This is a genomic window from Shewanella eurypsychrophilus (genome assembly GCF_007004545.3).
GTDB lineage: Bacteria > Pseudomonadota > Gammaproteobacteria > Enterobacterales > Shewanellaceae > Shewanella > Shewanella eurypsychrophilus.
The window spans coordinates 2723082-2747113 of sequence record NZ_CP045503.2; the positions used below are offsets into that span (position 1 = coordinate 2723082).

The 24032-nt window shown below is 42.8% G+C and carries 17 protein-coding genes; 8 read left to right on the plus strand and 9 right to left on the minus strand.

What is annotated here, in order from left to right; genetic code table 11:
- The first annotated feature begins 12 nt into the window (after positions 1 to 12).
- Positions 13 to 456, plus strand: coding sequence for a GlcG/HbpS family heme-binding protein (locus tag FM038_RS11485; protein ID WP_142871148.1), 444 nt, complete (start codon positions 13 to 15; stop codon positions 454 to 456).
- Between the two features lie 58 nt (positions 457 to 514).
- Here FM038_RS11485 and FM038_RS11490 read toward each other — a convergent pair whose 3' ends face one another.
- Positions 515 to 2134 carry a SulP family inorganic anion transporter gene (locus tag FM038_RS11490; RefSeq protein WP_142871147.1) on the minus strand — a complete coding sequence of 540 codons (1620 nt, stop codon included), beginning with the start codon at positions 2132 to 2134 and terminating at the stop codon, positions 515 to 517.
- A gap of 592 nt (positions 2135 to 2726) precedes the next feature.
- On the opposite strand from FM038_RS11490, the gene FM038_RS11495 reads away from it, so the two are divergent.
- Positions 2727 to 4175: an NCS2 family permease gene (locus FM038_RS11495; protein ID WP_142871146.1), complete on the plus strand. Its 1449-nt coding sequence runs from the start codon at positions 2727 to 2729 to the stop codon at positions 4173 to 4175.
- A 1186-nt stretch (positions 4176 to 5361) separates the two neighbouring features.
- Here the strand turns inward: FM038_RS11495 and FM038_RS11500 are convergent.
- Positions 5362 to 6483 carry a pyridoxal-phosphate-dependent aminotransferase family protein gene (locus FM038_RS11500; RefSeq protein WP_142871145.1) on the minus strand — a complete coding sequence of 374 codons (1122 nt, stop codon included), beginning with the start codon at positions 6481 to 6483 and terminating at the stop codon, positions 5362 to 5364.
- Positions 6484 to 6851: 368 nt separating this feature from the next.
- Here FM038_RS11500 and FM038_RS11505 point away from each other — a divergent pair, with 368 nt between their 5' ends.
- Positions 6852 to 7691 carry an outer membrane protein OmpK gene (locus FM038_RS11505; RefSeq protein WP_142871144.1) on the plus strand — a complete coding sequence of 280 codons (840 nt, stop codon included), beginning with the start codon at positions 6852 to 6854 and terminating at the stop codon, positions 7689 to 7691.
- A 221-nt stretch (positions 7692 to 7912) separates the two neighbouring features.
- Positions 7913 to 9151 carry a malic enzyme-like NAD(P)-binding protein gene (locus FM038_RS11510; protein WP_142871143.1) on the plus strand — a complete coding sequence of 413 codons (1239 nt, stop codon included), beginning with the start codon at positions 7913 to 7915 and terminating at the stop codon, positions 9149 to 9151.
- 1250 nt (positions 9152 to 10401) lie between these two features.
- Here FM038_RS11510 and FM038_RS11515 read toward each other — a convergent pair.
- The gene (locus FM038_RS11515; RefSeq protein WP_142871142.1) at positions 10402 to 10872 is read right to left on the minus strand and encodes a hypothetical protein; all 471 of its coding nucleotides are present in this window, start codon (positions 10870 to 10872) and stop codon (positions 10402 to 10404) included.
- 123 nt (positions 10873 to 10995) lie between these two features.
- Positions 10996 to 11322: a hypothetical protein gene (locus FM038_RS11520; RefSeq protein ID WP_142871141.1), complete on the minus strand. Its 327-nt coding sequence runs from the start codon at positions 11320 to 11322 to the stop codon at positions 10996 to 10998.
- A gap of 920 nt (positions 11323 to 12242) precedes the next feature.
- Between FM038_RS11520 and FM038_RS11525 the strand changes: the two genes are divergently transcribed.
- Entirely contained in the window at positions 12243 to 12581 is a 339-nt protein-coding gene (locus FM038_RS11525; protein WP_142871140.1) for a cytosolic protein, read from the plus strand.
- A gap of 877 nt (positions 12582 to 13458) precedes the next feature.
- Here the strand turns inward: FM038_RS11525 and FM038_RS11530 are convergent.
- The 3 genes from FM038_RS11530 to FM038_RS11540 all read right to left on the minus strand — a co-directional run bounded on the left by FM038_RS11530 (position 13459) and on the right by FM038_RS11540 (position 15623).
- On the minus strand, positions 13459 to 14370 hold the full coding sequence (locus tag FM038_RS11530; protein WP_142871139.1) for a TolB family protein: 912 nt from the start codon (positions 14368 to 14370) through the stop codon (positions 13459 to 13461).
- 165 nt (positions 14371 to 14535) lie between these two features.
- Positions 14536 to 14940: a GFA family protein gene (locus tag FM038_RS11535; RefSeq protein WP_142871138.1), complete on the minus strand. Its 405-nt coding sequence runs from the start codon at positions 14938 to 14940 to the stop codon at positions 14536 to 14538.
- Positions 14941 to 14978: 38 nt separating this feature from the next.
- Complete coding sequence (locus FM038_RS11540; RefSeq protein WP_142871137.1) at positions 14979 to 15623, minus strand: DUF4386 family protein; 645 nt, start codon at positions 15621 to 15623, stop codon at positions 14979 to 14981.
- A 761-nt stretch (positions 15624 to 16384) separates the two neighbouring features.
- On the opposite strand from FM038_RS11540, the gene FM038_RS11545 reads away from it, so the two are divergent.
- Positions 16385 to 16840 carry a DUF3465 domain-containing protein gene (locus FM038_RS11545; RefSeq protein WP_223293057.1) on the plus strand — a complete coding sequence of 152 codons (456 nt, stop codon included), beginning with the start codon at positions 16385 to 16387 and terminating at the stop codon, positions 16838 to 16840.
- Positions 16841 to 17176: 336 nt separating this feature from the next.
- Here FM038_RS11545 and yqeB read toward each other — a convergent pair whose 3' ends face one another.
- Together yqeB and yqeC are read right to left on the minus strand one after the other, a co-directional pair.
- Positions 17177 to 18769, minus strand: coding sequence for a selenium-dependent molybdenum cofactor biosynthesis protein YqeB (yqeB, locus tag FM038_RS11550; protein WP_195873260.1), 1593 nt, complete (start codon positions 18767 to 18769; stop codon positions 17177 to 17179).
- Positions 18770 to 18792: 23 nt separating this feature from the next.
- Entirely contained in the window at positions 18793 to 19800 is a 1008-nt protein-coding gene (yqeC, locus tag FM038_RS11555) for a selenium cofactor biosynthesis protein YqeC (protein ID WP_142871135.1), read from the minus strand.
- A 117-nt stretch (positions 19801 to 19917) separates the two neighbouring features.
- Between yqeC and FM038_RS11560 the strand changes: the two genes are divergently transcribed.
- Together FM038_RS11560 and ygfK are read left to right on the plus strand one after the other, a co-directional pair.
- Entirely contained in the window at positions 19918 to 20514 is a 597-nt protein-coding gene (locus FM038_RS11560; protein ID WP_142871221.1) for an NTP transferase domain-containing protein, read from the plus strand.
- A gap of 396 nt (positions 20515 to 20910) precedes the next feature.
- Positions 20911 to 24027 carry a putative selenate reductase subunit YgfK gene (ygfK, locus tag FM038_RS11565; RefSeq protein WP_142871134.1) on the plus strand — a complete coding sequence of 1039 codons (3117 nt, stop codon included), beginning with the start codon at positions 20911 to 20913 and terminating at the stop codon, positions 24025 to 24027.
- Positions 24028 to 24032: the final 5 nt, after the last annotated feature.

Consider the following 24032-nt stretch of genomic DNA (forward strand, 5'->3'; position numbering starts at 1 on the left):
AGGGGGTTATGGATGTTGATCATAAATAGATTAAATCAAGTGGAAGCCAAATTTATCATAGAGGGTGCGGTCATTAAGGCCAATAAACTGGGCGTGCCTATGTGCATTTCTGTTGTTGATGAATCAGGCAGCTTAATCGCTTTTGAACGCATGGATGGTGGCAAGATCCACAGCATTACCCTATCACAAGATAAAGCATTCACTGCAGCATCGTCCCGCAAGGCAACACATGAAGTCAATCAAGCTTGTATCCCTGGACATGAGAATAACTTATTTGGTATCCATACCGCGCTAGGCGGTCGAATGTGTATCATTGGCGGTGGGCTCCCCATCTCGTTTGAGGGCAAGGTCATTGGGGGGATCGGCGTGAGTTCTGGCACACCCAAGCAAGACTTAGCGTGTGCACAAGCTGGGGTGGATAGCTTTAATCGCATGTTATCTCAAGCTGCCAGCTAAGGGGTTTTAAGTGATATAAAACCACTTGATAACCCTCAACATGGCAAGGTTTGTTGGCCTATTTTACTGCATTTTTACGCTTATACTTCAAGTACACTAACGCATCCACTCTGGTGGTAAATACATGGTCTGCAGATATTTTATCGAGCAGTTTTATTTTGTTAAAATCACTGCGGACGCGTTCACAGACACTCGAGAGTAGTACTTCACGTCCCTCATCTTGATAACTCAAAATGATCTCTTCAATTGCTATGGTACTGGTTATACCGACAAATCGAGCATTGGTTAGATCGATCAACAGATCTTTATTTTCATCAGCATTAGAGACGCACTGCTTCAAACCTCGGGCGACACCAAATCCTATGGGACCAGAGATTGTCAGTAGGGTGACTCCATCTTCTATCTCTGTAAATATTTGCCGTTCAATAAAAGGCAGATGCTCAGCCTCTTTTGCCGTGTACAGCTTGATATTGTCCAGTTGTAACTCAGACAAGCGGCGTATAGTGACTAAATTATCGATAAATACGCCAATTAGCACTGCAGTCACTAGATCAAAAACGACAGCCATTACCATGGTCGATATCATCAGCACCACACTGAACAGAGATATTTTGTGAATGCGTTTAAGGAAATTCCAATCAATAATGCTGATGCCAACATGCATCAGTATTGCGGCCAGTACAGCAACTGGGATATAGGCAGTATATTCGCCCGCCCACAATACAATGGCTAAAATAAACAGTGAATGAAGAATGCCTGACAGAGGAGTGGTACCACCCGCTCTTAAGTTGGTTACGGTGCGCATTGTCGCGCCGCCACCAGGCAAAGCACCAAACAAGCCAGCAACCAAATTACCAATACCTTGGCCAACAAGCTCTTGATCAGAATCATGTAGGTCGTTATTGAGACTATCAACGGTCAGTGAAGTCATGAGTGAATCGAGTGTGCTTAAGGTCGCGATCAGCAGGGCTGATTTTACCATTTCGCCAGCTAAACCACTGTCCCATAAAGGCAAGTGAAAAGAGGGTAACTCACTGGCTATGGCTCCCACTACCGGAATGTCGCTTGCCGAAACGAGATAAAATATAGTGGCACCAGCCACTGCAATGATGCTTGCTGGCACGATATGGCTGAATTTTCTAGGCCACACAAAGAGCACCAATAGGCAAGCGAGTCCCACTAAGGTATTAGTGTTGATGAACGTGTTGACTGATAGGTTTAGGTCAAGCAATGAACTCCCAAATAAGGGCTCTATTTGTGACAGAATAATTAACACCCCAATCCCCGATGTGAAACCTGATATCACAGGGTAGGAGACCAAAATGAAATACTTACCTAGCTTGAAAAAACCAAATAAGATTTGAAAGACGCCAGCTAAGCTCACTACAGTAAATGCAGCGGCTAAGCCGTGTTCGGGTGACTGTGCGACAAAACTGCTCACTATCGCAACCATAGCCACGGTCAAACCGGTATTTGGCCCCGATATTTGTTGGTTGGTACCACCAAAAATTGAGGCAAATAGGCCTGTTATGATCGCACAATAGATGCCAGCAGTTGCACCTATTCCTGAGGTGACACCAAATGCTAGTGCGAAAGGCAGTGCAACAATGGTTGAGGTCAGCGCACCAAAGATGTCACCTTTGATAGACTGTCGATTAAAATGTGATAGTGAAAGCATAGCGGCCTAATTGGAAAGTTTGCTGGGCTATTTTAGCAAGATTATTGGCAATGATATGCTAATAAATAATCTAATTTGTGAATTTTTACTATGTGAAATGTTATCAGTCGTTTTGACTAGATATCAATTGTAAACTTGCAATCATTTTATTTAAAAAATGTCTATTTCTGTACAAAGACTCTCTATAGCTTGATTTATAAACAACTTAAAGTAAGTGGTTAATTATTCCCCTGCTATCTACGATAGACACTAGCATCAGTAAGGTCTGATGCGCTTTGCAATATGTTGTGTCAGTAGAAAATATCGCTCAGGCATGCTTGTTATCTAGGGACTGTCGCGCATCTGTTTTCACTTACTTAACCATCCAGCTGTTAACTTCCACATTGTGAAATTGAAACGGTTACTTTTTTGTTAACTTTAGGTTATTTATGTGCTTTATTGGGTTAGCTACAAAGAAATTGGGTCCAACACAGCCTCTTTCTAATCATTAGCCGCAGCTGGTATTACCTTTGTTAACTGGGTCAGCATCTAACAGGTCACATTTAAAAATAAAAAATGGCCTTAATAATCAATCAACGAGAGTACTGTAGTTATGGAACAGGTTAGTAAAGATACTTACGAAGAACAGGGCAAGCTGCCGCAAAAGGGCGGTTTATTAGAACGCATTTTCAAGCTGTCTGCACACAGCACCACAGTTAAAACTGAACTGATGGCAGGTTTAACAACCTTTGTGACCATGTCATATATCATGTTTTTAAACCCCATTATCATGTCTAAAACAGGTATGCCTTTTGATGGTTTATTTCTTGCTACCTGTCTAGGCGCCGCTATTGCTACCATCATGATGGGACTTTACGCAAACTGGCCTGTCGGTCTTGCGCCTGGAATGGGGCTTAACGCTTTCTTCACCTTCTCGGTAGTAGGCGGTATGGGCTACAGCTGGGAAGTAGCACTTGGCGCAGTATTCCTCTCTGGTGTGTTATTTGTGTTGATGAGCGTTACGCGTTTAAGGGAGTGGATGTTAGATAGTATCCCCTTAAGTTTACGCCTAGCCATGACAGCTGGTGTGGGTTTATTCCTTGGCTTTCTCGGATTACGTTTTACCGGTATCGTAGTGCCTGATCCAGACAATGCTTTAGCGCTTGCCGATATGACACATTTTGGTTTCGGTCAGTTTGGCCCTGAAGCGCCTGCTCTTGGATTCTTAAGCTTCTTGCTTATCTCTGTGCTTAGCTATCGTAAAGTATTTGGCGGTATCTTAATCGGTATCGCGACGACCACGTTAATTGCTTTTGCTATGACTTGGTTGTTACCCACTGATTTCTTTGTTGTCTCTGAAGCGGCTAAAGCATTTGCTCCAGCATCTGGTTTTGTTAGCTATAACGGTATTATGGCCATTCCAGAGTTCTCTGCACTTGAGCCCATCTTATGGAAAGCTGATATTGTAGGGGCATTTCAAGTCGCCCTAATACCAGTGATTGTGACTTTCTTGTTTGTGAACATTTTTGATACTGCCGGCACCTTAATGGGTGTTGCAGAGCGTGCAAACCTTCAAGATGAGAATGGGAAGATTAAAGGACTAAGCAAGTCATTGAAAGCTGACTCGCTAGCGTCAGTCATTGGTACTGGGTTTGGTTGTCCACCCGTGACCTCTTATGTCGAGTCTGCTGCGGGTGTTGAAGTCGGTGGCCGTACCGGTTTAACCGCTGTGACTATTGGTTTATTGTTTGCGGTAGGTATGTTCTTCTTGCCATTGGCACAGATGCTACCTGGGTTTGCGGTAGATGGCGCGCTGATCTACGTGGCTATGTTGATGATGAGCTCACTACGAGGCTTAGATTGGAATGATCTAACTGAGTATGCGCCAGCTGTTTGTACCACGATAATGATGGCCTTTACCTTCTCAATCGCAAACGGTATTGCTTTTGGCTTTATCACTTATACTGTACTGAAAGTCGGTGCGGGTAAATCTAACCAGATCTCAAAGGGTGTATGGGCACTGACTGCACTCTTTGTTGCTAAGTTTATCTTTATTACCTAAGCCATAAATCGCGATCAGCATAACTATCCGCTAAAGCCTTTCACTTGAAAGGCTTTTTTTTGACTAAAGTTATACCAATTCCATTAAACATATGATCAATTCAGAGCTTTCTCAGGGCTTTAAATTTAAGGCGCATTGTTGACGAAATGGTTATTCCCTTTTGAGGCAATGCAACGCAGAAGTAGAAGCCCTGAGAAGCTCAAGAAGTGCGGGTTTAAAAACACTTTAAGCTGCGAAAGTGGCTTTCGATATACGACTGCATGGATGCAGAAGGTAGGGCGAAGCAGGATGCCAGAGCCGAGAATAACTATTAGCTTCAATCCCCTTATCTTGCCTACAGCGTTTTTAACTCCCGCTGAATGGTCACTTATTTAATGGAAATGGTATTAAACTGTTCATTATTGGGAGTTATGCTTGCTAATGCCATCTAGAGTGTCGGATGTTGCCTTGATAGTGAAGAGATACCGCTGGTGAGTCTAAGCAATCACTTTTCAGCGAGACCAATCATTAGCCATAAGCAGTGACTATCCAGTCTTGATTAATCATTCTCAGTGATAAAGGCTAACACTCAATAAATCACTAATCAGCAAATTAAAATATGATTGGCTAGACTGCCATATTATTAGTCTTGTACGTCGCACTATCCATCTCACGGTTGCAATGACAATCGAACGCTTAGGTAGAGCAGATGTATAATAAAGCAGTTTATTTAAGGTTTGAGTCTACAGTTAATATAAAGTTCCACATTCAAGGCTGGAGGTTTTTATAAGTTACTTGAACATTTACATGGCGTATAAATATTAATTTATAACAAGTATGCTTTAGATGGCTTAGTTACTTTAAATGATGGGTGTAGGGTGGAATAAAATTGAATGTGATGAGGCTTAAGATGCTTGTATTTAATTTTGTTTTCAGAGTGGTTTTTAATTGGTTTGGCAATTGTTCGTTTGTAGACTGTAATTCCTAATTCCTAATTAATCGATAATTATATTGATTGTTTATTTAAAACCGTTTTAGCAAATAGTTAATCTATTCCAAATGTAGCAAAATAACAGGAATAGCAGTTGTGAACCCTGCTATCCCTTTTGTTCAATTTAGGGTATTTAGACCTTAAAACAAAATTCTGTAATGTGGAAAAGGCTGTTTTGATTCCGTATAGTGGAATCAAATGGCTAAAAAAAATAGCCTATTGGTTCAATGCATCTTCAAGCGCTGCTAGACATAAAGTGACATTTTCACTTCTTGCTGCATAGCCCATAAGACCAATTCGCCATGCTTTACCTGCAAGATCACCAAGACCAGCCCCTATCTCTAAGTTGTACTTATTGAGGAGGTAGTTACGCACTTTTGCGTCATCTGCGCCCTCAGGAATGTAGATAGCGTTAAGCTGAGGTAGGCGCTCATCTTCAGGAACGATGAACTTAATACCTAATTTATCGAGTCCTTTCGCAAGGGCTTCATGCTGCTCTTTATGGCGCGCTATGCGGTTTTCAAGGCCTTCATTTTGTAACTGCACTAAAGACTCATGTAATCCATACAGTGAATTCACAGGGGCAGTATGATGATAAGTTCGCTTGCCATCACCCGACCAATAGCTCATCACAAGTGATTGATCTAAGAACCAACTTTGAATGACAGTTTTACGCTCTTTGATTACATTGACCGCTTTTGGACTGAATGAAATAGGTGATAATCCAGGCACGCATGACAAACATTTTTGCGAGCCAGAATAGATAGCGTCAATGCCCCAGTCATCAACCTTTAGTTCAATGCCACCAAGGGATGTCACAGCATCAACAATCGTCAAGCAGTCGTGGCGCTGTGCTAATGAACACAATGCTTTAGCGTCAGATACAGCCCCGGTTGAGGTTTCTGCATGAACAAATGCGACGAACTTAGCATCGGGATTTTCAATCAAGGCTTGCTCTACTTTATCTACCTCAACAGCACGGCCCCATGTTGAGTCAACGACTACCGCCTCTGCACCAATTCGGGTGACATTTTGGAGCATGCGATCACCAAACACCCCATTGCGGCAGACTATGACCTTGTCACCGGCTTCAACCAAGTTAACAAAGCAGGCCTCCATACCAGCAGAGCCGGGAGCGGATAGTGCAATAGTAAACTCATTTTTGGTTTGAAAAGCATACTGAAGTAGCGATTTTACTTCATCCATCATTCCAACAAATAGTGGGTCAAGATGGCCTATTACAGGTCTTGATAGTGAAGCCAGAACTTCAGGACTAATGTCTGATGGGCCAGGACCCATTAAGATCCTACGTGGTGGATAGAAAGATTTTATATTCATTTTAATACGCCTTTATTTTTATGAATGTTGGTCAATTAACCATTTGATAACAAAGCTTGTCACAAGTGTCAAGTTCTGAGTGTGTTGCATATTTATTTATCTTTAATACTTAAAGCAGTGGCTAAAAATTAAGTTGACACGAGTGATGAGGTTTGTAAGTTTAATTAAGGTTTAACTAAAACATAAACTGTCGTTAACAGTTTTATTTGACCTGCTTGATTTGTGTTTGTCTATGGTTTGAATAATTCTGGAATTAATAAGTTAATTAATTTTTAATGTTTTATAAATCTCATGCTGAATGACTTTACTCATAAAGAATATCAGTAATAAATGCAAAATATAAAAAATAACGTTAATAAGGGATGATTATGAAGTTCTGTAAAATTGCTAGTGCTATTACTACAAGTCTAATTGTATCGTCAGCATTCATAACGACAAGTGCTACTGCAGAGAATTGGAGTAATACAGAAGTACAACTACAAGCCTTGGGTGAATTGGAGCGAGTGGGTACCGGTGGTACTGCTGATACCACTATTGTGACTTTTCAGCACGCTGGCGGTTGGGATTACGGTGATAACTTCTTCTTCGTTGATTACAGTCGTTACAGTGTCAATGATGATGCTAACTTCCCCGTAGAAGATAGCAGCGAATTTTACGGCGAGTGGTATTCAAACTTTAGTTTGGGTGCAATCACTGGCAGTGATTTATCTTTTGGCCCAGTGAAAGATATCGGTGTCGTGGCTGGTTTTAACTTTGCTCCTGAAGTTGATAGTGCATGGGTTTTGCCTGGTGTTAGGTTCGCACTAGACTTACCAGGGTTTGCATTCGCACAGATTGATGTCACTGGTTATATGCATCAAGGTGGCGGTAGTGCCTCTTCTCCGGTTTTCACTGTTGTCGATGAAGCGTCTAGTTTTATGGTCGACTTTGCTTGGGCTTATCCCTTCAAGCTTGGTTCTACAAGCTGGAGTATAGAAGGGCACTTAGAGTATATAGATGGTCGTGAACAAACCAACAACTTCGGTACTACAGATCTTGAGTACTGGATCCTGTTTCAACCACAACTCCGTCTAGATTTAGGAGAGGTGCTTGGCACTAAGGCTAACCAACTGTTTGTGGGTATTGAATACCAATACTGGAAAAACAAACTGGGTGAAAAAGGTACCGATGATAATACTGCACAATTCTTAGCAGTATGGCGCTTTTGATCGTATATAGATGGATCTAACCTGCATCCAAAATCTGACGCTAGCAAGTACTAATCTAAATACTTGCTAGCGATCAGCTAAATGCATAGCTAACACTTAGTGCGACAATATAGAGATTCAATTACAGCTCCCGTTTCAGATAAAAAGCGCTTTTCCCCAAGATTTGGAGCATTGCTATCTGCACTTCAGTCTACAAAAATATATTTATCCAAGGGTCACTTATGAGCAACTTAAAACAACGCGCGCTGGATTACCACGCGTACCCCACGCCAGGAAAAATAGCGGTCGAAATTACTACCAAGGCAGAGACAAGTGATGATCTGTCTCTGGCATACAGTCCTGGGGTTGCAGAGCCTTGTAGGGAAATAGCCGAAGATCAAGAGAATGTCTATAAATACACAGGCAAAGGTAACAGTGTTGCTGTGATATCCAATGGCAGTGCAGTACTGGGTTTAGGTAACTTAGGGCCTATGGCATCAAAGCCTGTGATGGAGGGCAAAGCACTGCTCTTTAAACGATTCGCCAATATTGATTCATTTGATATCGAAGTGACTCATGATACCTGTGATGAATTTATCAATACCGTAGCAAGCATTGCAGACACCTTTGGTGGGATCAATCTTGAGGATATTAAAGCTCCGGATTGTTTTGTCATTGAAAAAGCGCTACAAGAGCGCTGTAATATTCCGATATTTCATGACGATCAACATGGCACCGCCATAGTCACCGCGGCGGCCTTGCTTAATGCATTAGACATTCAAGATAAAGATATCACCCATGCGGATATCGTCTGTTTAGGTGCAGGGGCTGCAGCGATTGCTTGTATGGAGCTTCTTATCCAATGTGGTGCTAAGCGTGAGAAAATCTACATGCTTGATACTAAAGGGGTCGTGCATACTCGTCGCACCGATCTCAATGAGTACAAAACCTTGTTTGCCAACAATACCGATAAACGTACCCTTGATGATGCCATAGAGGAAGCGGATGTATTCATTGGTGTATCTGGTCCTAATTTACTCTCTGCAGAGCAGTTATCCAAAATGGCCGAACGACCGATAGTATTTGCCTGTTCTAATCCGGATCCTGAGATAAAGCCAGAGCTTGCTCACTCAGTCAGAAACGATCTGATTATGGCAACGGGTCGCTCTGATTATCCAAATCAGGTCAATAATGTGCTCTGCTTTCCATTTATCTTTAGGGGCGCGTTAGATGTACGAGCGTGCAAAATAAATAATGAGATGAAACTCGCAGCGGTTGACGCAATACGCACACTGGCAAAAGAGCCTGTACCACAAAGTGTGTTACAAGCCAGTGGTGAAAGTGCCTTAAGCTTTAGCCGCGACTATATAATTCCTCGCCCTATGGATCCTAGACTGTGCAACAGGGTGGCTAAAGCCGTTGCACAAGCTGCCGTTGACACAGGAGTGGCTGCACTGCCAATGCCAGATCACTATGTTTAAGTGCTAAAGCTATGTGCTCTAAGTACTAAAGCTAAGTACTATATCTGAGTCATAGCTCAGCCACTTGCCTGCTAGCAAGTTTCAAGTAGCTTTTGGTAGGGTTCATTGGGCTAGTTTCTTACTTGGTTAGTTTGCTGAGTACCAAAGCTTCATTGTTGTTTATTGCCTGCAGCAGGTGCTGTAAATGGATTTACGAATGTCACGATCACAAGGATGTGAATGAGTGACCTCACATGTAGCTACTTCAGTGGGTCGCTGCAAGTACAGTCCCTGTAAGCTCTACCAAAACATCCATGTTTTGGAAGCCCACCGCCGCATCTACATCGGGTTATTAATTTCTTCGATTGGATTTAGGGCTCGTAACTAACTTCTGGACAAAAATGTGATGACTTGTCGGATCACAAGTTACTTAAATATCCATTTAATTGGTTTCATTAGGCTAACTTTGTATTGGATTATTTTCAGGTAAACATAACTTCATTGTTATCTATTGCCTGCAGCAGGCTCACATGTAGATACTTCAGTGGGACGCTGTAAAGCCATCCCTGGCCGCTCTGCGGTTTCATCCTTGAAACCGAAGCCCACTGCCGCATCTACATCAGGTTATTCATTTCTTCGATTGGAGAGTAGGTCAGTAACTCGTTTCTGGACAGGAATGCGTTAGAATATTAACTCTAACATGCCCCCACTGGATTAGAAAAAGTAAGGTGGATACGGTTCAGAGGAAACAAATATATTGGAGAGTACCGCACTTCGGAGTTAAATTCTGAAACTACTTTTTAGACAACACACACATTTTAAAGCAGTAAAGCAAATAATAAAACGCGATAGGAAACATAAGTAACTTCAAACCAACTGACATAAAAAACAATACGTTAGACATGCTCAAAAAATCACTGTCGTAATAGATATAATCAGCTCCCCTAAGCATTATCGTGCGTCCGTGAGTAGTTACTTGATAAAAATCAAAGAGTATGAAAACTAACAAAAATAGGCATATAAACGAGAAAACTATTGATGGTTTACCCAGGGCACTGACATTTTTCATTTTTTACAAACCCCTAATTCACTAAAATAAGTCTTTTCATATCACAAAGTATGGTGAACGGATATGCGATAACGCCTTTAGAATGGGCCGGAGAAAACTGGCGCTTTTTGTGCGCAGCACAAAACGTGACAGTGGGCCTGTAAATAACTTTATCTGTGCCCATTGTATGAAATTTCATCGTCGTATATGCCAATATCCTTTCTCATTTCAGAAAAAACTTTAAGACTTTAATGCGAAACTCAGAGAACGAGTAATTATCCTGCTCTAAAGCATCATACAAATAATCTACCGTATCATTAAATGCATCAAATACATTTTGAGGTGCAAATAAGGATAATTGGGCAACAATATGCAATCTCTGCCGATCAAATTCAATCAAGTGATCTTTGGTGAGTCCTGATGTAGTAATTAATGAAGTAAACTCGACCAGTGGTGCTGTTGTTACTTTATATAATTCTATTTTATGCTGATAGTTTAACGACCGTTTCTGCACCAACGTGTCTAGCTGACTTTTAAATTCAGAGAGTTCTTTGTCATGCTCAGATTTTTCACACTGCAATATACGTTGCGCCCACATTTTTCCAAGGAAGCTTGATAGAGCGAATATGATTACGCCTCCTCCACCTAAAGACAGGAGTATAGCCTGTGCTATTTCGAATGCTTCAGTGCTCAATATGTGTTCTCTCTTTTGAAGTTAACGCCTGCTTAAGCAGACAAAAATGGCTGTCTATACTTGTTGAGGAACGAAACAAAGCCAACCGTTTTTGTTCCGACTTAAAGCGCTTGTTGAACGCAATTAAACAACACAGCTACTATTTGACAACCACAAGAAACTACCAAATAGATCACCGAAAGCCCACATAATAGTGCCTAGAATCGATGCTACGTATATTGCATGGTGAAGCCATTGCCTGACCGTAGTCTGGTTTGAGAGTAAAGTATTATACTTTTTAGGATTAGCTTGCAGATAGCCCTGCATAAATACTGCCAGCCCCACTAAAAGACCTCCAAACCTTGGCGTCCAACAAATACTTGGATTGATTACCTCGGCGATCATAGATAAAGCCAAAATGAATACATTTAAACCAATTACTAGTATCAACGGCCATATCTTTAGCATCATTATACTTTCCCTTGCGACTAGTGCTCCCACTAACATGAGCGATCTGCGACTTAGCAGTCTTATTCAATAGCAGCACGATAACGTTCTTGGCTGCTCAATTAACACTCCAAAGATACCATCGCTAAGTCTTTGTTGTAAATCGAATATTTTTGGTGAATAGGTAAATAATGCACAAAATACTGCTGAAGAAAGAATGCGTCTTTGTTTACGAGGTTGGTACAACACTTTTTAACATTTCTCAGTAGATTGATATGTATAGGTTTTCTCAAATGTTACAAAATTATCGATGCGTAGAAAGCTCATTTTGCGCATCCTTTGACGCCAAAATCATCTCAATTTTAAGCAAATCAGTTATACCTGTATAGGCAATCAGTCTGTGGGGCGGCAAGTCAAACGGTCAAAATAGATTAGAAAAAGTAAGACTATGTTGACTGGATCTGGATCGCCTAGTTGTTCCTACCAACACATTTTGGGGCATAAGTGAGTTACGAAGCCTGGCATTAAACCTAAACTGAAGAGATAGTCTGCTTGTGAAAACCTCAGTGTTGATACGGCTGCGAGCTTCCAAATCAGGGAGGATTTGGCAGAGTCCACAGGGATGTGCTTGCGGCGTTTCGCAGAAGTATCTACATAGCCCCCGCTGGGAAGCGTTAGGTTGCCATGAAAGTACGACTTTCAAAGACACAGTCCAACAAATGCTGGATTCCGGCTCAAAAGCTCTGCCGGAAAGACGGAAGTATCAACGACAATGTAATAAGCCTTCATTTGAAGGCTAACTAACTTTGGGGCAAAACGTGTTTCAAGTTGGCCTAGTGAATGTCCGGTAATGGTACAGAATTACCGGCTTTAGAAACTAAATCACTACTACGTTCTCCTCTGATAGTGATAAAATCTCCGCATCAGAATTAACGAGAAACTCTATGTTTATCCATCATGCTAACGGCATCGACTGGCTTGTGATTACAGCTTTTGAAGAACTGAAAACTATATTTATCGAAGAAGCCGGTGAGATTCCCTTTTGCTTCTCTACCGCCAGCGAATTGAACCTGATTGATCAAGCCAAGCGTACTTATGGATATTTGCCTACACTCAGCGGCGTAATCACCGATACCGGCACTTTTCAAAGTCAGGATAACGAAGATGATTTGAACCCACAGCTTGCCTGCCTAGTAGAGGGGCGTGGTCGGGTGTTTATCTATCACGGCGGCTTTGTGGCTTTTGTGGATAACGAGCAAACCTTTATTACCCGAATGGACTGAAAATTATTCAGTAAGTTGAAATCAGCGAATTGGCATCCCTAGCCGTTCATCCGCAAGCGTTTCGTTTATTAACAGGGTGCGAATCGAATGGAGCCGGATCCTAGCTTCAATAATAAAAGCAATGCTGCGGTTAACTGGCGAGCTGTATCCCTAGCAAGGAATGGGGCATAAACGTGTTAGCAATTCAAACTTAGACTTACCAATAAAATCCAAAATGTAGAAAGAAATAACCCCGTGTAGATGCAGCTGCGGACTTCGGCTTCAAGGATGAAGCCGCAGAGCGTATAGGGAAGACTCTAATGAAATCAAGAGCCAGCGTCTCGCAGAACCTTCTCAAAGTAAAGAGCGCACATTCCTCGCCGGACAGGCGTTTGGTTACATTGAAGGTACGACCTTCAAACAAACCATCCAACAAGTGCTGGATTCCGGCTCAAAAGCTCTGCCGGAAAGACGGAAGTATCAACGACAATGTAATAAGTCTTCATTCGAAGGCTAACTAACTTTGGGCATAAATAAGCTAGACCACCGGCCTAACTCAAAAGATATTTAAAAACTGAACAAAACGATTCACCACGGTGAATATGACGTAGTCATCAGCAATGAACGAGAGGCAGGGAGCCGAACTGGCTGTTAAACACGGACGTTATTGAACACGAGGGCACGGAGAAAGGCAACAGCTAAAGTCTTTGCAACTCTCAACTTTTAGCTCAATCTTTCCCTCCGTGTTCTTCGTGGAAGCGTAGCGCTTCGTGGTGATATTATGCTTGGGTTGAAGTTGATTAGAAAAAGTATCTTGGTTTATTCGGAAGCACTAATTCGTTACAACCCCTTTATCTTCAGCGAGTCTTGCTCGCTGAGTAGCTCGTTAAATGGTTTGCTATTTTGGTCGGAGCGTCTCAATAATCTGAGCATCCACCCAGTAGATAGTCACATCTGCATTTCCGCGTTGTATCCGACGATCAAAGAAAAGAAATTTGCCATCGGGTGACACACTTGGGTTTTTTTCAGAGGCTTCGGTATTTATCTTGTCTCCCAAGTTGATGGCAGGCCCCCATGCGCCATCCGCCTTCCGAAAGCTGATGTAGAGATCAGAGCGGCCATATCCGTCTTCTCTTACGCTATCAAAGACAATGTAGCTTTCATCCGGTGCAATGTAGGGGTGAGCATTATATCTGCCGATGCCAAACTGAGGGCCCAGTGATTTCGGCGTCTCATATTTGCCGTCAACCAAACGCGAATAGCGCAGAGGTGTATCCAGCTCTTTGGTATAGGTATCAAAATAAATGGTTCCGTTCGAGGAAATAGCAGATCGCATAATGCTGATACTTGCGAAAGGCTCACCAAGACTTTTCATCTCTGACCAACCGTCGCTTGTGCGTTCTATATATCCATTTTTGAATAAAATGGTATTTCCATCGGGAGAGATGGATGGTTCGCTCGCTGCCTTTGCAACAACCGAATGCTGCCATTTATTATTTTTATATTCAATGACTGCCAGCCCATAGGAAACTTCATCTCCTTTAAATTCTCCAACTTTAACTACGCCGGCATATTCTTCGCCTTCTCTAACGAAGTAAAAGGTATTCATGTCCGATCCGAACATGCCCTCAAGATCAGTAGAACCCTCTCTATTAACAATACCGGGCGCAAAAACCTCAGGAATTGCTCCTGGTGGTGTTTGACCTAGGTAGGGACCCTCTGGGATGGGGATATTATCTTGGCTGTAACTCGTGTTGCTCATCGCTAGAACTGAAAACAGTAGGACAATTGCAGTGTTAACACGCTTCATAATTTTCTCCTTATTTTGATTGTTTAACTTCCATATTGAAGTCGCTCTCTATTGTTCTAAAGCTCAATTGTGATTGAACCAGAGGTCAGTTTAAGCAAATCAGCTTCAAAATACCTGACATCCTAGAGACTTTCTAGATGATTTTGTTCCGCTGGAATGCTCTTTTTAGGCATTTTCAGGAGGAGCTTCATCATATTGTGGAACTCCTTCAGCAATAACTTCCCAGGATGCTTTTGATCCAACATAAATGTGTTTACCAAGTTTAATATCAGGATCTCCATTTACACACCCAAGAGTAACGCCGTGCACTACTCCTTTATAAATGCCACTGAGGGTTGAGCCACATTTACTACAAAATTGAAGACCGAATCCATGCTCACCTACAAACGAAGTTAAGAACTTTTCACCGGATATCCAGTTAAACGCTTTAGACTCAACGATTGCATAAGCCGATGCTTGAGCGCTAAATGCTTTACGACAACGAGAGCAATGGCATGACCTCGCATCATGAAGTTTTCCGTCAATACGGTATTTAGCTGCTCCGCAGAAACACTCACCTGTTATTGCCATTAAAGTCCCTTATGGTTTTTGTCCTGTTTGTTGGCTTGTTAGCTTTTACTACTTGCGAGCATGACTGCTCCCAACCAAGAAAACCATACAATTTGGCTTACACCAAAAATTTCTGTAAGCACTTCAGCAGGATAAACGGTGAGAATGCCAACAATGCCAACGAAAAGCCCAAAGTAGTTAAGTCTTTTAGAAAGCTCATCACCTTTTAAAGCGGCAAAACTTAACAATAGAACCCATAGCCCTCCAACAACTTCGTTCCCACCACCTAAACCTTCAACTACTGAGTAAATAGCTCGCCAGACTGTCATAGCTTGTTCTGGGTCTTTAGTTGATAGTTCCAAAACAGCAGATAAACCTATATTTGCAATCATTCCACTAGCAATGACTAAGCCCACCCAAACAACACCAAATATAGAGGCGATTTGTGAAAGGATTGGGGTTTTGCTTTTCAAACGTTCATTAAGCGCCAGCACTAATACAGCCAAAAAAATACCAAAGAGCACATACATAATGAGATTTACTATGGACAGAATGACCTGATTTTTAGCTAGAAAAGCAAACATTTGTACAGAATCAGCATCGGCAGGGAAGTTCCAGAACGCACCAAAGAATACAAACGCAGATACGTAAATAATGGCTTCAAAAATAGCGGAAACACCTCCTAATTTTTGCAATTTATTCAAAATATAAACTCCTTGTTATTTGAATGAACAGAAAGTATAAGGCTATATTGGCTGTTCTCAGGGTACCTAATTTCTCAAGCTAACACGTATTGGGGCGTACCATCTTATTAACGTGTTACCAATTCAAACTTAGACTTATCAATAAAACCCAAATCGAAGAAAGAAATAACCCCGTGTAGATGCAGCTGCGGACGTTGATGGCATGGCCAAAAATGTTCCCGACATTTTTCGGCATTCCCTATATCCATATAGGTCAGATGCCAACGCCGAGCCCACAAGGAAGTGCTTGCGGCGTTTCGCAGAAGCATCTGCATAGCCCCCGCTGGGAAGCGTTAGGTTACAATGAAAGGTACGACTTTCAAACGCAACCCAACATGAACTAAGCCAGAATATAAATCAGAAAATGTAACCAGTCTTCATTCGAAGGCTAGCAAACTTTGGGGCAGAAACGTGTCACGAAGCCTAGCCATAAACCTAAACTGAAGAGATGGACTGCTTGTGAAAACCTAAGTGTAGGTGCGGCTGCGAGCTTCGATTTCAGGGATGAAATCGCAGAGCCCACATGGAAGTGTTCACGGCGTTTCGCGGCAGCATCTGCATAAAAGCCCGCTGCAAGCGATAGGTAACCATGGAGGTAAAAGTTAAAACTCACTACCCAATACTAACTCAGCTAGAAGCTAAATCAGAAAATGTAACCAGTCTTCATTCCAAGGCTAGCAAATTTTGGTTGGAGGTATAACATAGGTTGCTGGGCGCGGTGAATGCTCAATAAAATAGTGAGCTACACAATGGAAGAAGTAAACGACAAGCAGGAGAAAGTGATGAAAAGGATTTTAGTCAGCCTCAGCCTATTAATGGCATTGGTAGCGGTGCCAAGTTTTGCAAATGATGCTGTTATAGCTAATGCTTTTGAATCAAAGCACAGTGATGTACAAGTCAATGGTAGTGGCACTGTTATTAGGTTACTGCCAGATGACACCCAAGGCTCTAAACATCAAAAGTTTATTCTTAAACTGAAGATCAAGCAGACCATTTTAGTGTCACATAACATCGATCTTGCGCCCAGAGTTCAAGCTCTGAATGTCGGCGATATTGTGCAGTTCAATGGTGAGTATGAGTGGAGTAAAAAAGGCGGCGTCGTTCATTGGACACATAAAGACCCGCAGGGGCGGCATGTTCACGGCTGGCTAAAACATAATGGCCGCCTTTATCAATAGCCTTTGTAGACGAACAGTTTCAAAGAAAAGCCTCAAAATTTACTTATTGAAGCCACTAGACTCCGGCTCCAAAGCGCTATGAAACCAGTTCCCTCAAATCAAAGAGGCTGCTTTGAGGGAACTGGTGTGAATGCGGCTGTGGGCTTCGGTTTCAAGGATGAAACCGCAGAGCTTACAGGGAGGTACTCGCAGCGACCCACAGAAGTTTTTACACATTCAGCGAGCCGCAGGCTATAGGTAAAGCTGAAGTATTGTTATTCATCAAGCCAACAAAGTACCTATCTCGCTTTATGAACTTACACAAAAGATACTTATAAGTTGCTATCTGGCAAGTAGTTAACTATTTGCATCTAAGTGCAGCATCGCCTCGAGCACGCTGCCTCCAATAGCGCGGGCCTTATCTGATACGGTAAGGTAGTCGGCTTCATCGCCTCTTGGGTCTATATCGCCAATCTTAAATCCTTCGGTGACCTCTAGACCTTCATTGAGCAAGCCTCGGACCATGCCAGCAAGCGGGGCATTGACTGGGGTATTGCCTATTTGAGCGATAAGATCGCCTTCTTTGACTATGTCTCCCAGTTTTACATGACAACGCATGACACCGGCATTGGGCGCGCGCAGTACTCGCTGATGGGTAAAGCCAGCAATATTGCCTGGAATACCGGTATTAGGCGTGGTTTCTCCGTTATAGATTATCCGGCCTAAATCATGACCTCGGTTGGTTTCGATAACAGCATGGCAATCGACACCGGCCATAAATCCAGGACCGAGTGCGATAGTGTGGGGGGCGAGGTCTTTTGTGGTGCCTAAGTTACGTTTCGCTAAAATGGCATCTACGACAAATCTAGGGTGAAGTTTGTCAGCGTTGCAGCACTCTTCGTCTGCAAGTACTGGGATCATGCCTTGATCGAGTATGTCATGAATGGTGCTGCAGCAGGTTGCTTTACTGGCTGTGATCCCCTCAACAGTGACATTGCCATCAAAAAGGCACTGAGCGAAGGAGACGCTGCGGCGGATCACTGTTGGTTTTGCCGTTTCAGTTAATACCACTTTAAAGCCTGCATTATGCAGACGTATCGCGACGCCGGTGGCTATATCACCTGCACCTCTGATCATGACCAGCTTTTTCTGGTTTATGCGGCTGTCATCTTTCATTAAGCCACCAGCGGCTGCATTTTTTACTTTTAAGACTTCACCCATCACACTGATGGCTATCTCTTCAGGCGTTTCTGCGCCTATGCTAAACCCAACAGGGGAGTAAACACCCTCAATCTTCCTGTCAGAAATGCCTATTTTTCTTAGGTGATTAAACAGGGTCTGCACTTTCCGTTTACTGGCCATTAAGCCGATATATTGTGCGTCTTGTTGAACGATTTTTGATATTGCATCTTTATCTTGGTGGTTGGTGGCAATGACGACAAAAGATTTTTCAGTGATGCTGAGTTGATCGATAGCATCTTCCATTGTGTCACCAAGGACTAACTTGGTGCCCTCTGGGAAGTTACCTTCCGCCAAGCTATCAGCGTATGCATCGGCCACAGTGATATCAAAACCCAGTACGTGACCCGCTTGAGCGACTGCACGGTTAACATGGCCTGCTCCTACTAATATGAGGGCAGGGCGAAGGCCGAATACATCAATATGGACTGACATGGTGCCACCACAATCCATCCCCATGGAATCGGGTCCTGAACGTGTCATGCGACCCTTAACGACTCTAGGCGCTCGCAGGGCGATGGCTTCAATGGCTTGCTCTATGACAAAGCGTTCTATCATGCCGCCGCCGACGGTACCGATAATTTTACCATCGGATTTTATGATCATCTGTCCTTGGTGACGAGGAGCTGAACCTGAGGTCTCTAAGATGTTGGCCATTGCGAATGGGATATTTTGTGATTCTAGTTGCGCTGCTTGTGCAAAAATATTCATAGTTGAACCTTGTATAAGCTTGTCTAACGTAACTGCAGATCGAAAATGGGCGCTGCTGACTGCATACTGGCTAAGCAGACTCCATCGAGTGAGCCATTGCGAGCTAACAAATCACTCGAGAGGCTTTTGATGTCGTCGTAGTTACTGGTTAAATCTAACTTGTTGATCAACCATATCCGCCGACAATCGGCGGGCACCTGCTTGAACATGCCGTCAGGGTGAGCAATCAGCCGCCCCAAAATTTGTTGATCCATTACATCTCCAGCCTTGCACCCAGTAACTTGTGTAAACTCGTTCCAACGATGAATAAGCTCAGCTGAGATAGGCTGACTAATGACTTCACAGCCAGTCACAGCGATAACAATATCAACATCAGATGGAATGCAAGGCTCATGCCTAGAAGGGGCTTTGATGGGTAGACGTCTAGCGCCATCAGCTTCAACAAAAATGATATCAAACTGACCAGATGCTTTTATAGAAGATATCTCATGCTTAGATAAGCCGTTTACCTTGGTTTTTTGTTGAGGATCACAGCTGTTTACTAAACCATGGTAAGCAAAAATAAGCAGACCAGTAGGATGAAGCTGCCTAGCACTTGGCAACGCGTGTTGACCCATGGTGAGATTAATTGAGTTATCTGTGTTTAAACTGTGATCTGTATCATTAAGGCGGCTAGCAGAAAGAGGGTCTACTCCTTGTTCCAGTACAAGCGATCCACTATCAGCGCTCTCAATATGATAGTCGTAACTATCATTATCACGGTTTTCCTTAGTGATAGCGGATGTATCGATAAACCCGTCGCATAAAGAGGGATCAGGTAAGTACATTTTTGTGCTTGTGGTGATGAGTACTCGTAGGCCTTTACTTTTAGCTTGCTGTGCAAGCGTGAAGGCACAAGTGGTTTTGCCTCCACCGCCTACTAATGCGATCAATTGGCAGTCAGTGACAGACTTAAGGTTCACTGGTTGCGACTTTTTGAGCAACCGCTTTTGTTGTAATTGATTTGGTTGCAGTAAATAGTCAAGCAGCATAAAGTATTTGCCTCCGCTTTATGTATGATTACCGGCTTAACTCTTTTAGAGACTGAGCATTTTTCCCTGGTCTCGAGATGCTTAACCGTTTGGGTTATTAATAGAGGAACAAGATTGATGCCAACTAGTGAGATGAATGCAGCAAAACAGATAGATTGTGTTATGCCTGCAGCGGGCCTCTCTTCTCGAATGGGGGAGTGGAAAATGATGTTAGCATATCAAAATCAAACCATTCTTGATAAAAGCATTGAAAATGCACTTAAATTTTGTTCAAGAGTGATTTTAGTTGCTGGGTATCGTAGTGATGAGCTTATCGAGCGATATAAGCAGCATTCTGGGGTGACAGTGACAGTCAACGAAGGTTATCGCTTGGGAATGCTAAGCTCTATCAAGGTGGGGATCGCTCAGGTTCAAAGTGAGCACTTTTTTATCGCTCACGGTGATATGCCGTGTCTTACTGCCGAGCTGTACCGTTATTGCTGGCAGCAACGTGGTCTTTATAGTCTGTTCCCAGGATGTGAGAAACAAACTGGACATCCTGTGCTCATTCCTAAAATCATGATCCCCTCTATACTTCACAGTGAGCAGACAGGTAATTTACGTCGAATTTTAACCAAGGCAAATGTGAGATATCTTAATCTTACCGACGAGGCGCTGTTTTTCGATGTTGATACGCCAGAGGCCTATCAGCAGCTGTTAGCCAATGCACAGTAACTTCCTATATTACATCTATTTATCTAGGCGCTAGGTTTCACATCATCAAGCTGACTAAACTATCTTTCTAATAGCGCCTTCTATCAATTTGATAAATATTCTTAATTTGATACCAAGTATCTGATAACCCCATCTTTCTAAGTTGAGAGTGATTTTCATTTCACTGTCTCTTCACAGCCTGATATCTGTCTTTATCCGAGTAACCCACCCAATAGTTTGAGCTAGATCACGAATTTATCTAATGGAAAGTCAGTTTTAAAAGCTTGGCTCATTAGTTGCCCCTTAAGACGTAATGAATTTGTTCTATTCCACTTTTTTAACAGTTAGAGCCGTCACATTGCTTGACGAAATGTTTGGTCTCTTAATAACAAAAAATAGAGTATCAGGAGTTTTTTTATGAGTGATATCATGCGTCCCGTTCCATTTAACGAGCTACTTACCCGCATGTTTAGCGAGTACAGCGAGAATGGTTCAATTTTCGGTATTCCCGCGAAACAGTTTTATAAGAAGCAAGCCGGTAAAAACCTAGATGTGTGGGGAGAAAACTGTGAAACCCCAGTAGGTCCAGCCGCAGGTCCACATACTCAGCTAGCACAAAATATTATCTGCTCATGGTTGGCTGGTGGCCGCTTTATGGAGCTAAAAACGGTTCAGAAGCTTGATACCTTAGAAATCGCTAAGCCTTGTATCGATGCAGAAGATGAGTGTTACAACACAGAGTGGTCCACTGAATTCACCTTAGTCAAAGCATATGATGAGTATTTAAAGGCTTGGATTGCGCTGCACCTTTTAGAGGAAGTTTTTCAGCCAATAGTTAATGGCGGCGATCGCTCATTTGTGTTCAATATGAGTGTGGGTTATGACCTTGCCGGCATTCAAACTGCGCCCATGCAGAAATATATTGATGATATGCTTGATGCCAGTAAACATGAAAACTTTAAACGTTATCTTTCTGAGTTAGAAGGGTTTATTTCTCAAGGTGATTTTACGCAAAAGTTTGGTATCGAACTGCCTATCATGCGTATCAAGCATTTGTGTGAAAAAGTTTCACCTCACTTGACTCAGGGGGTGACACTGTCAACGATGCACGGTTGTCCGCCAACTGAGATTGAAAAGATCTGTCAGTACATGATCGAAGATAAGCAGATCAATACGTTTGTTAAGCTAAATCCAACGCTTTTAGGTTTTAAGCGTGTACGCGACATCTTAGATAATTCAGGCTTCACGCATATTGTCTTGAGTGAAGAGTCATTCAGTCATGACCTTCAGCTTCCAGCAGCCAAAGCCATGTTACATCGCTTGAGGGCATTGGGCGCTGAGAAAGGGATTGGTTTTGGCGTTAAGTTAACTAACACGCTAGGTACACTCAATAAGAAAGGTCGTTTGCCTGATAAAGAGATGTACATGTCTGGCCGTGCGCTATTCCCACTATCGGTTAATGTCGCCCTCGAACTGTCACGTGAGTTTGACGGTGAGCTGCCTATCTCTTATTCAGGTGGTGCCAGTAAGTTCAACATTCAAGAGATCTTTGAAACGGGGATCCGTCCAATTACCATGGCGACAGATCTGCTCAAACCTGGTGGATATTTGAGATTGGCTGATTGTGCTATCGCACTTGAGAAGAGTGATGCATGGGATATGGACAAGGTTGATCTCGTCAAACTTGAAGCCCTAGCTGCCAAGTCTCTAGTCGCTGATTATACCCAGAAAGAGTGGCGTGGACCTGAAGATATCACCGTAGAAGAAGCACTACCAATCTCTGATTGTTCAGTCGCGCCTTGTGTGACTGCCTGTCCAATCAGTCAGGATATTCCTGAGTATATTCGCCTTATGGGTGATAAAAAATATACTGAAGCGCTAGAGCTAATCTATTCACGCAATGCATTACCTTCTATCACAGGTCATATCTGTGATCACCAATGTCAGTACAACTGTACCCGTCGAGACTATGAAGGGGCGCTTAAGATCCGCGAGATGAAGAAGGTCGCGCTGGATAAAGGTTGGGATGATTATAAAGCTAAGTGGCATCAGCCTGTTCTCGATGTCAATAAGCATCCAGTCGCAGTACTTGGTGCGGGGCCTGCTGGTCTATCGGCTGCCTACTTTATGGCTAAAGCGGGTCATCCTGTCACTATTTTTGAGAAAGAAGCGAATGCAGGTGGTGTGGTTAAGAACATTATTCCACATTTCAGAATTCCAGCCGAAGTGATTGAGCATGATATTAAATTTGTTACTTCACACGGTGTCAATATTGAATACGGTTGTGATGCAAACTTAACATTAGCCATTCTCAATGATAGTGGTTTTAAGTATATCTGTTTAGGTATTGGTGCTAATAAAGGCAATCCAATCAAGCTAGATGGTGATAACACCAACATCCATAAGTCGCTCGAGTTCTTATCTCAGTTTAACCAAGGTGATTTTAACGACGCTGATGCACCATTAGGTAAGCATGTGGCTGTTGTCGGTGCCGGTAATACTGCAATGGACAGTGCTCGCGCTGCATTGAAAGTTAACGGTGTTAATAAAGTGACGGTACTTTACCGTCGTACTCTTGCTGAAATGCCAGCCTACAAAGAGGAGTATGAGGAAGCGGTTGAAGATGGGGTTGAATTTATGTTCCTCACCAATCCTGAAGCATTCCACAGTACGGGTAAGTTAATCGCACGTGTGATGGAGTTAGGCGAGAAGGATGCTAAGGGTCGCCGTCGTCCGGTACCGACAGATAAAACTGTCGAGCTTGATATTGATGCATTGATCACCGCAGTGGGTGAGCAAAGCAACTGCGAAGTACTCAGTAATATCGGGATCCCTATGGGGAAAGATGGCTGGCCTATCGTTTCAAAAGAGACGGGTGAAACAGGCATAGAGAACGTTTACCTGATTGGTGATGCCAATACCGGCCCATCTTCAATTGTTGCAGCTATATCCGGTGGAAGAAAAGCCGCTTCTTCAATTCTTACCAAGGTTGCCATCGACGAAGATCAGCTTCATGTGAACTCGAATGTCGATGTGAAAGAAATTTACAGTCGCAAGGGTGAAATTCAAGTGCAGCTGGTTAGCAGTGCAGATGATAAAGATGCCTTTGTTGAGCAAGAAGCAAAACGTTGCCTAGAGTGCTCATATGTCTGCAGCAAGTGTGTTGATGTATGTCCAAACCGCGCCAATATTTCATTGCCTATTCCAGGCTTTAAAGATCAGCTTCAGGTGCTCCATATCGATGCCTACTGTAATGAATGTGGTAACTGCGCGCAGTTCTGTCCATGGCAGGGCAAGCCATATCAAGACAAGTTCACTATTTACAACCTTGCCGATGATTTTAAGAACAGTAAAAATTCCGGATTTTATGTCGAGGGTAGCAAGGTCTTGGTGAGAAAAGCGGATGAGATATATACAGCGCAACTCAGCAGTAAGGGTGTAATCGAACTGCCTGAGTTACTCAATGATGAAGCCAAGATGATTAACTATGTCGTCAAGCATCACAGCTACCTTCTTGGTCATGTTGAACTATAGGAGTT

Coding starts and splice junctions, on each gene's coding strand:
- FM038_RS11485 (WP_142871148.1), top strand. CDS start 13: ATGTTGATCATAAATAGATTAAATCAAGTGGAAGCCAAATTTATCATA.
- FM038_RS11490 (WP_142871147.1), bottom strand. CDS start 2,134: ATGCTTTCACTATCACATTTTAATCGACAGTCTATCAAAGGTGACATC.
- FM038_RS11495 (WP_142871146.1), top strand. CDS start 2,727: ATGGAACAGGTTAGTAAAGATACTTACGAAGAACAGGGCAAGCTGCCG.
- FM038_RS11500 (WP_142871145.1), bottom strand. CDS start 6,483: ATGAATATAAAATCTTTCTATCCACCACGTAGGATCTTAATGGGTCCT.
- FM038_RS11505 (WP_142871144.1), top strand. CDS start 6,852: ATGAAGTTCTGTAAAATTGCTAGTGCTATTACTACAAGTCTAATTGTA.
- FM038_RS11510 (WP_142871143.1), top strand. CDS start 7,913: ATGAGCAACTTAAAACAACGCGCGCTGGATTACCACGCGTACCCCACG.
- FM038_RS11520 (WP_142871141.1), bottom strand. CDS start 11,322: ATGATGCTAAAGATATGGCCGTTGATACTAGTAATTGGTTTAAATGTA.
- FM038_RS11525 (WP_142871140.1), top strand. CDS start 12,243: ATGTTTATCCATCATGCTAACGGCATCGACTGGCTTGTGATTACAGCT.
- FM038_RS11530 (WP_142871139.1), bottom strand. CDS start 14,370: ATGAAGCGTGTTAACACTGCAATTGTCCTACTGTTTTCAGTTCTAGCG.
- FM038_RS11535 (WP_142871138.1), bottom strand. CDS start 14,940: ATGGCAATAACAGGTGAGTGTTTCTGCGGAGCAGCTAAATACCGTATT.
- FM038_RS11545 (WP_223293057.1), top strand. CDS start 16,385: ATGCTCAATAAAATAGTGAGCTACACAATGGAAGAAGTAAACGACAAG.
- yqeB (WP_195873260.1), bottom strand. CDS start 18,769: ATGAATATTTTTGCACAAGCAGCGCAACTAGAATCACAAAATATCCCA.
- yqeC (WP_142871135.1), bottom strand. CDS start 19,800: ATGCTGCTTGACTATTTACTGCAACCAAATCAATTACAACAAAAGCGG.
- FM038_RS11560 (WP_142871221.1), top strand. CDS start 19,918: ATGCCAACTAGTGAGATGAATGCAGCAAAACAGATAGATTGTGTTATG.
- ygfK (WP_142871134.1), top strand. CDS start 20,911: ATGAGTGATATCATGCGTCCCGTTCCATTTAACGAGCTACTTACCCGC.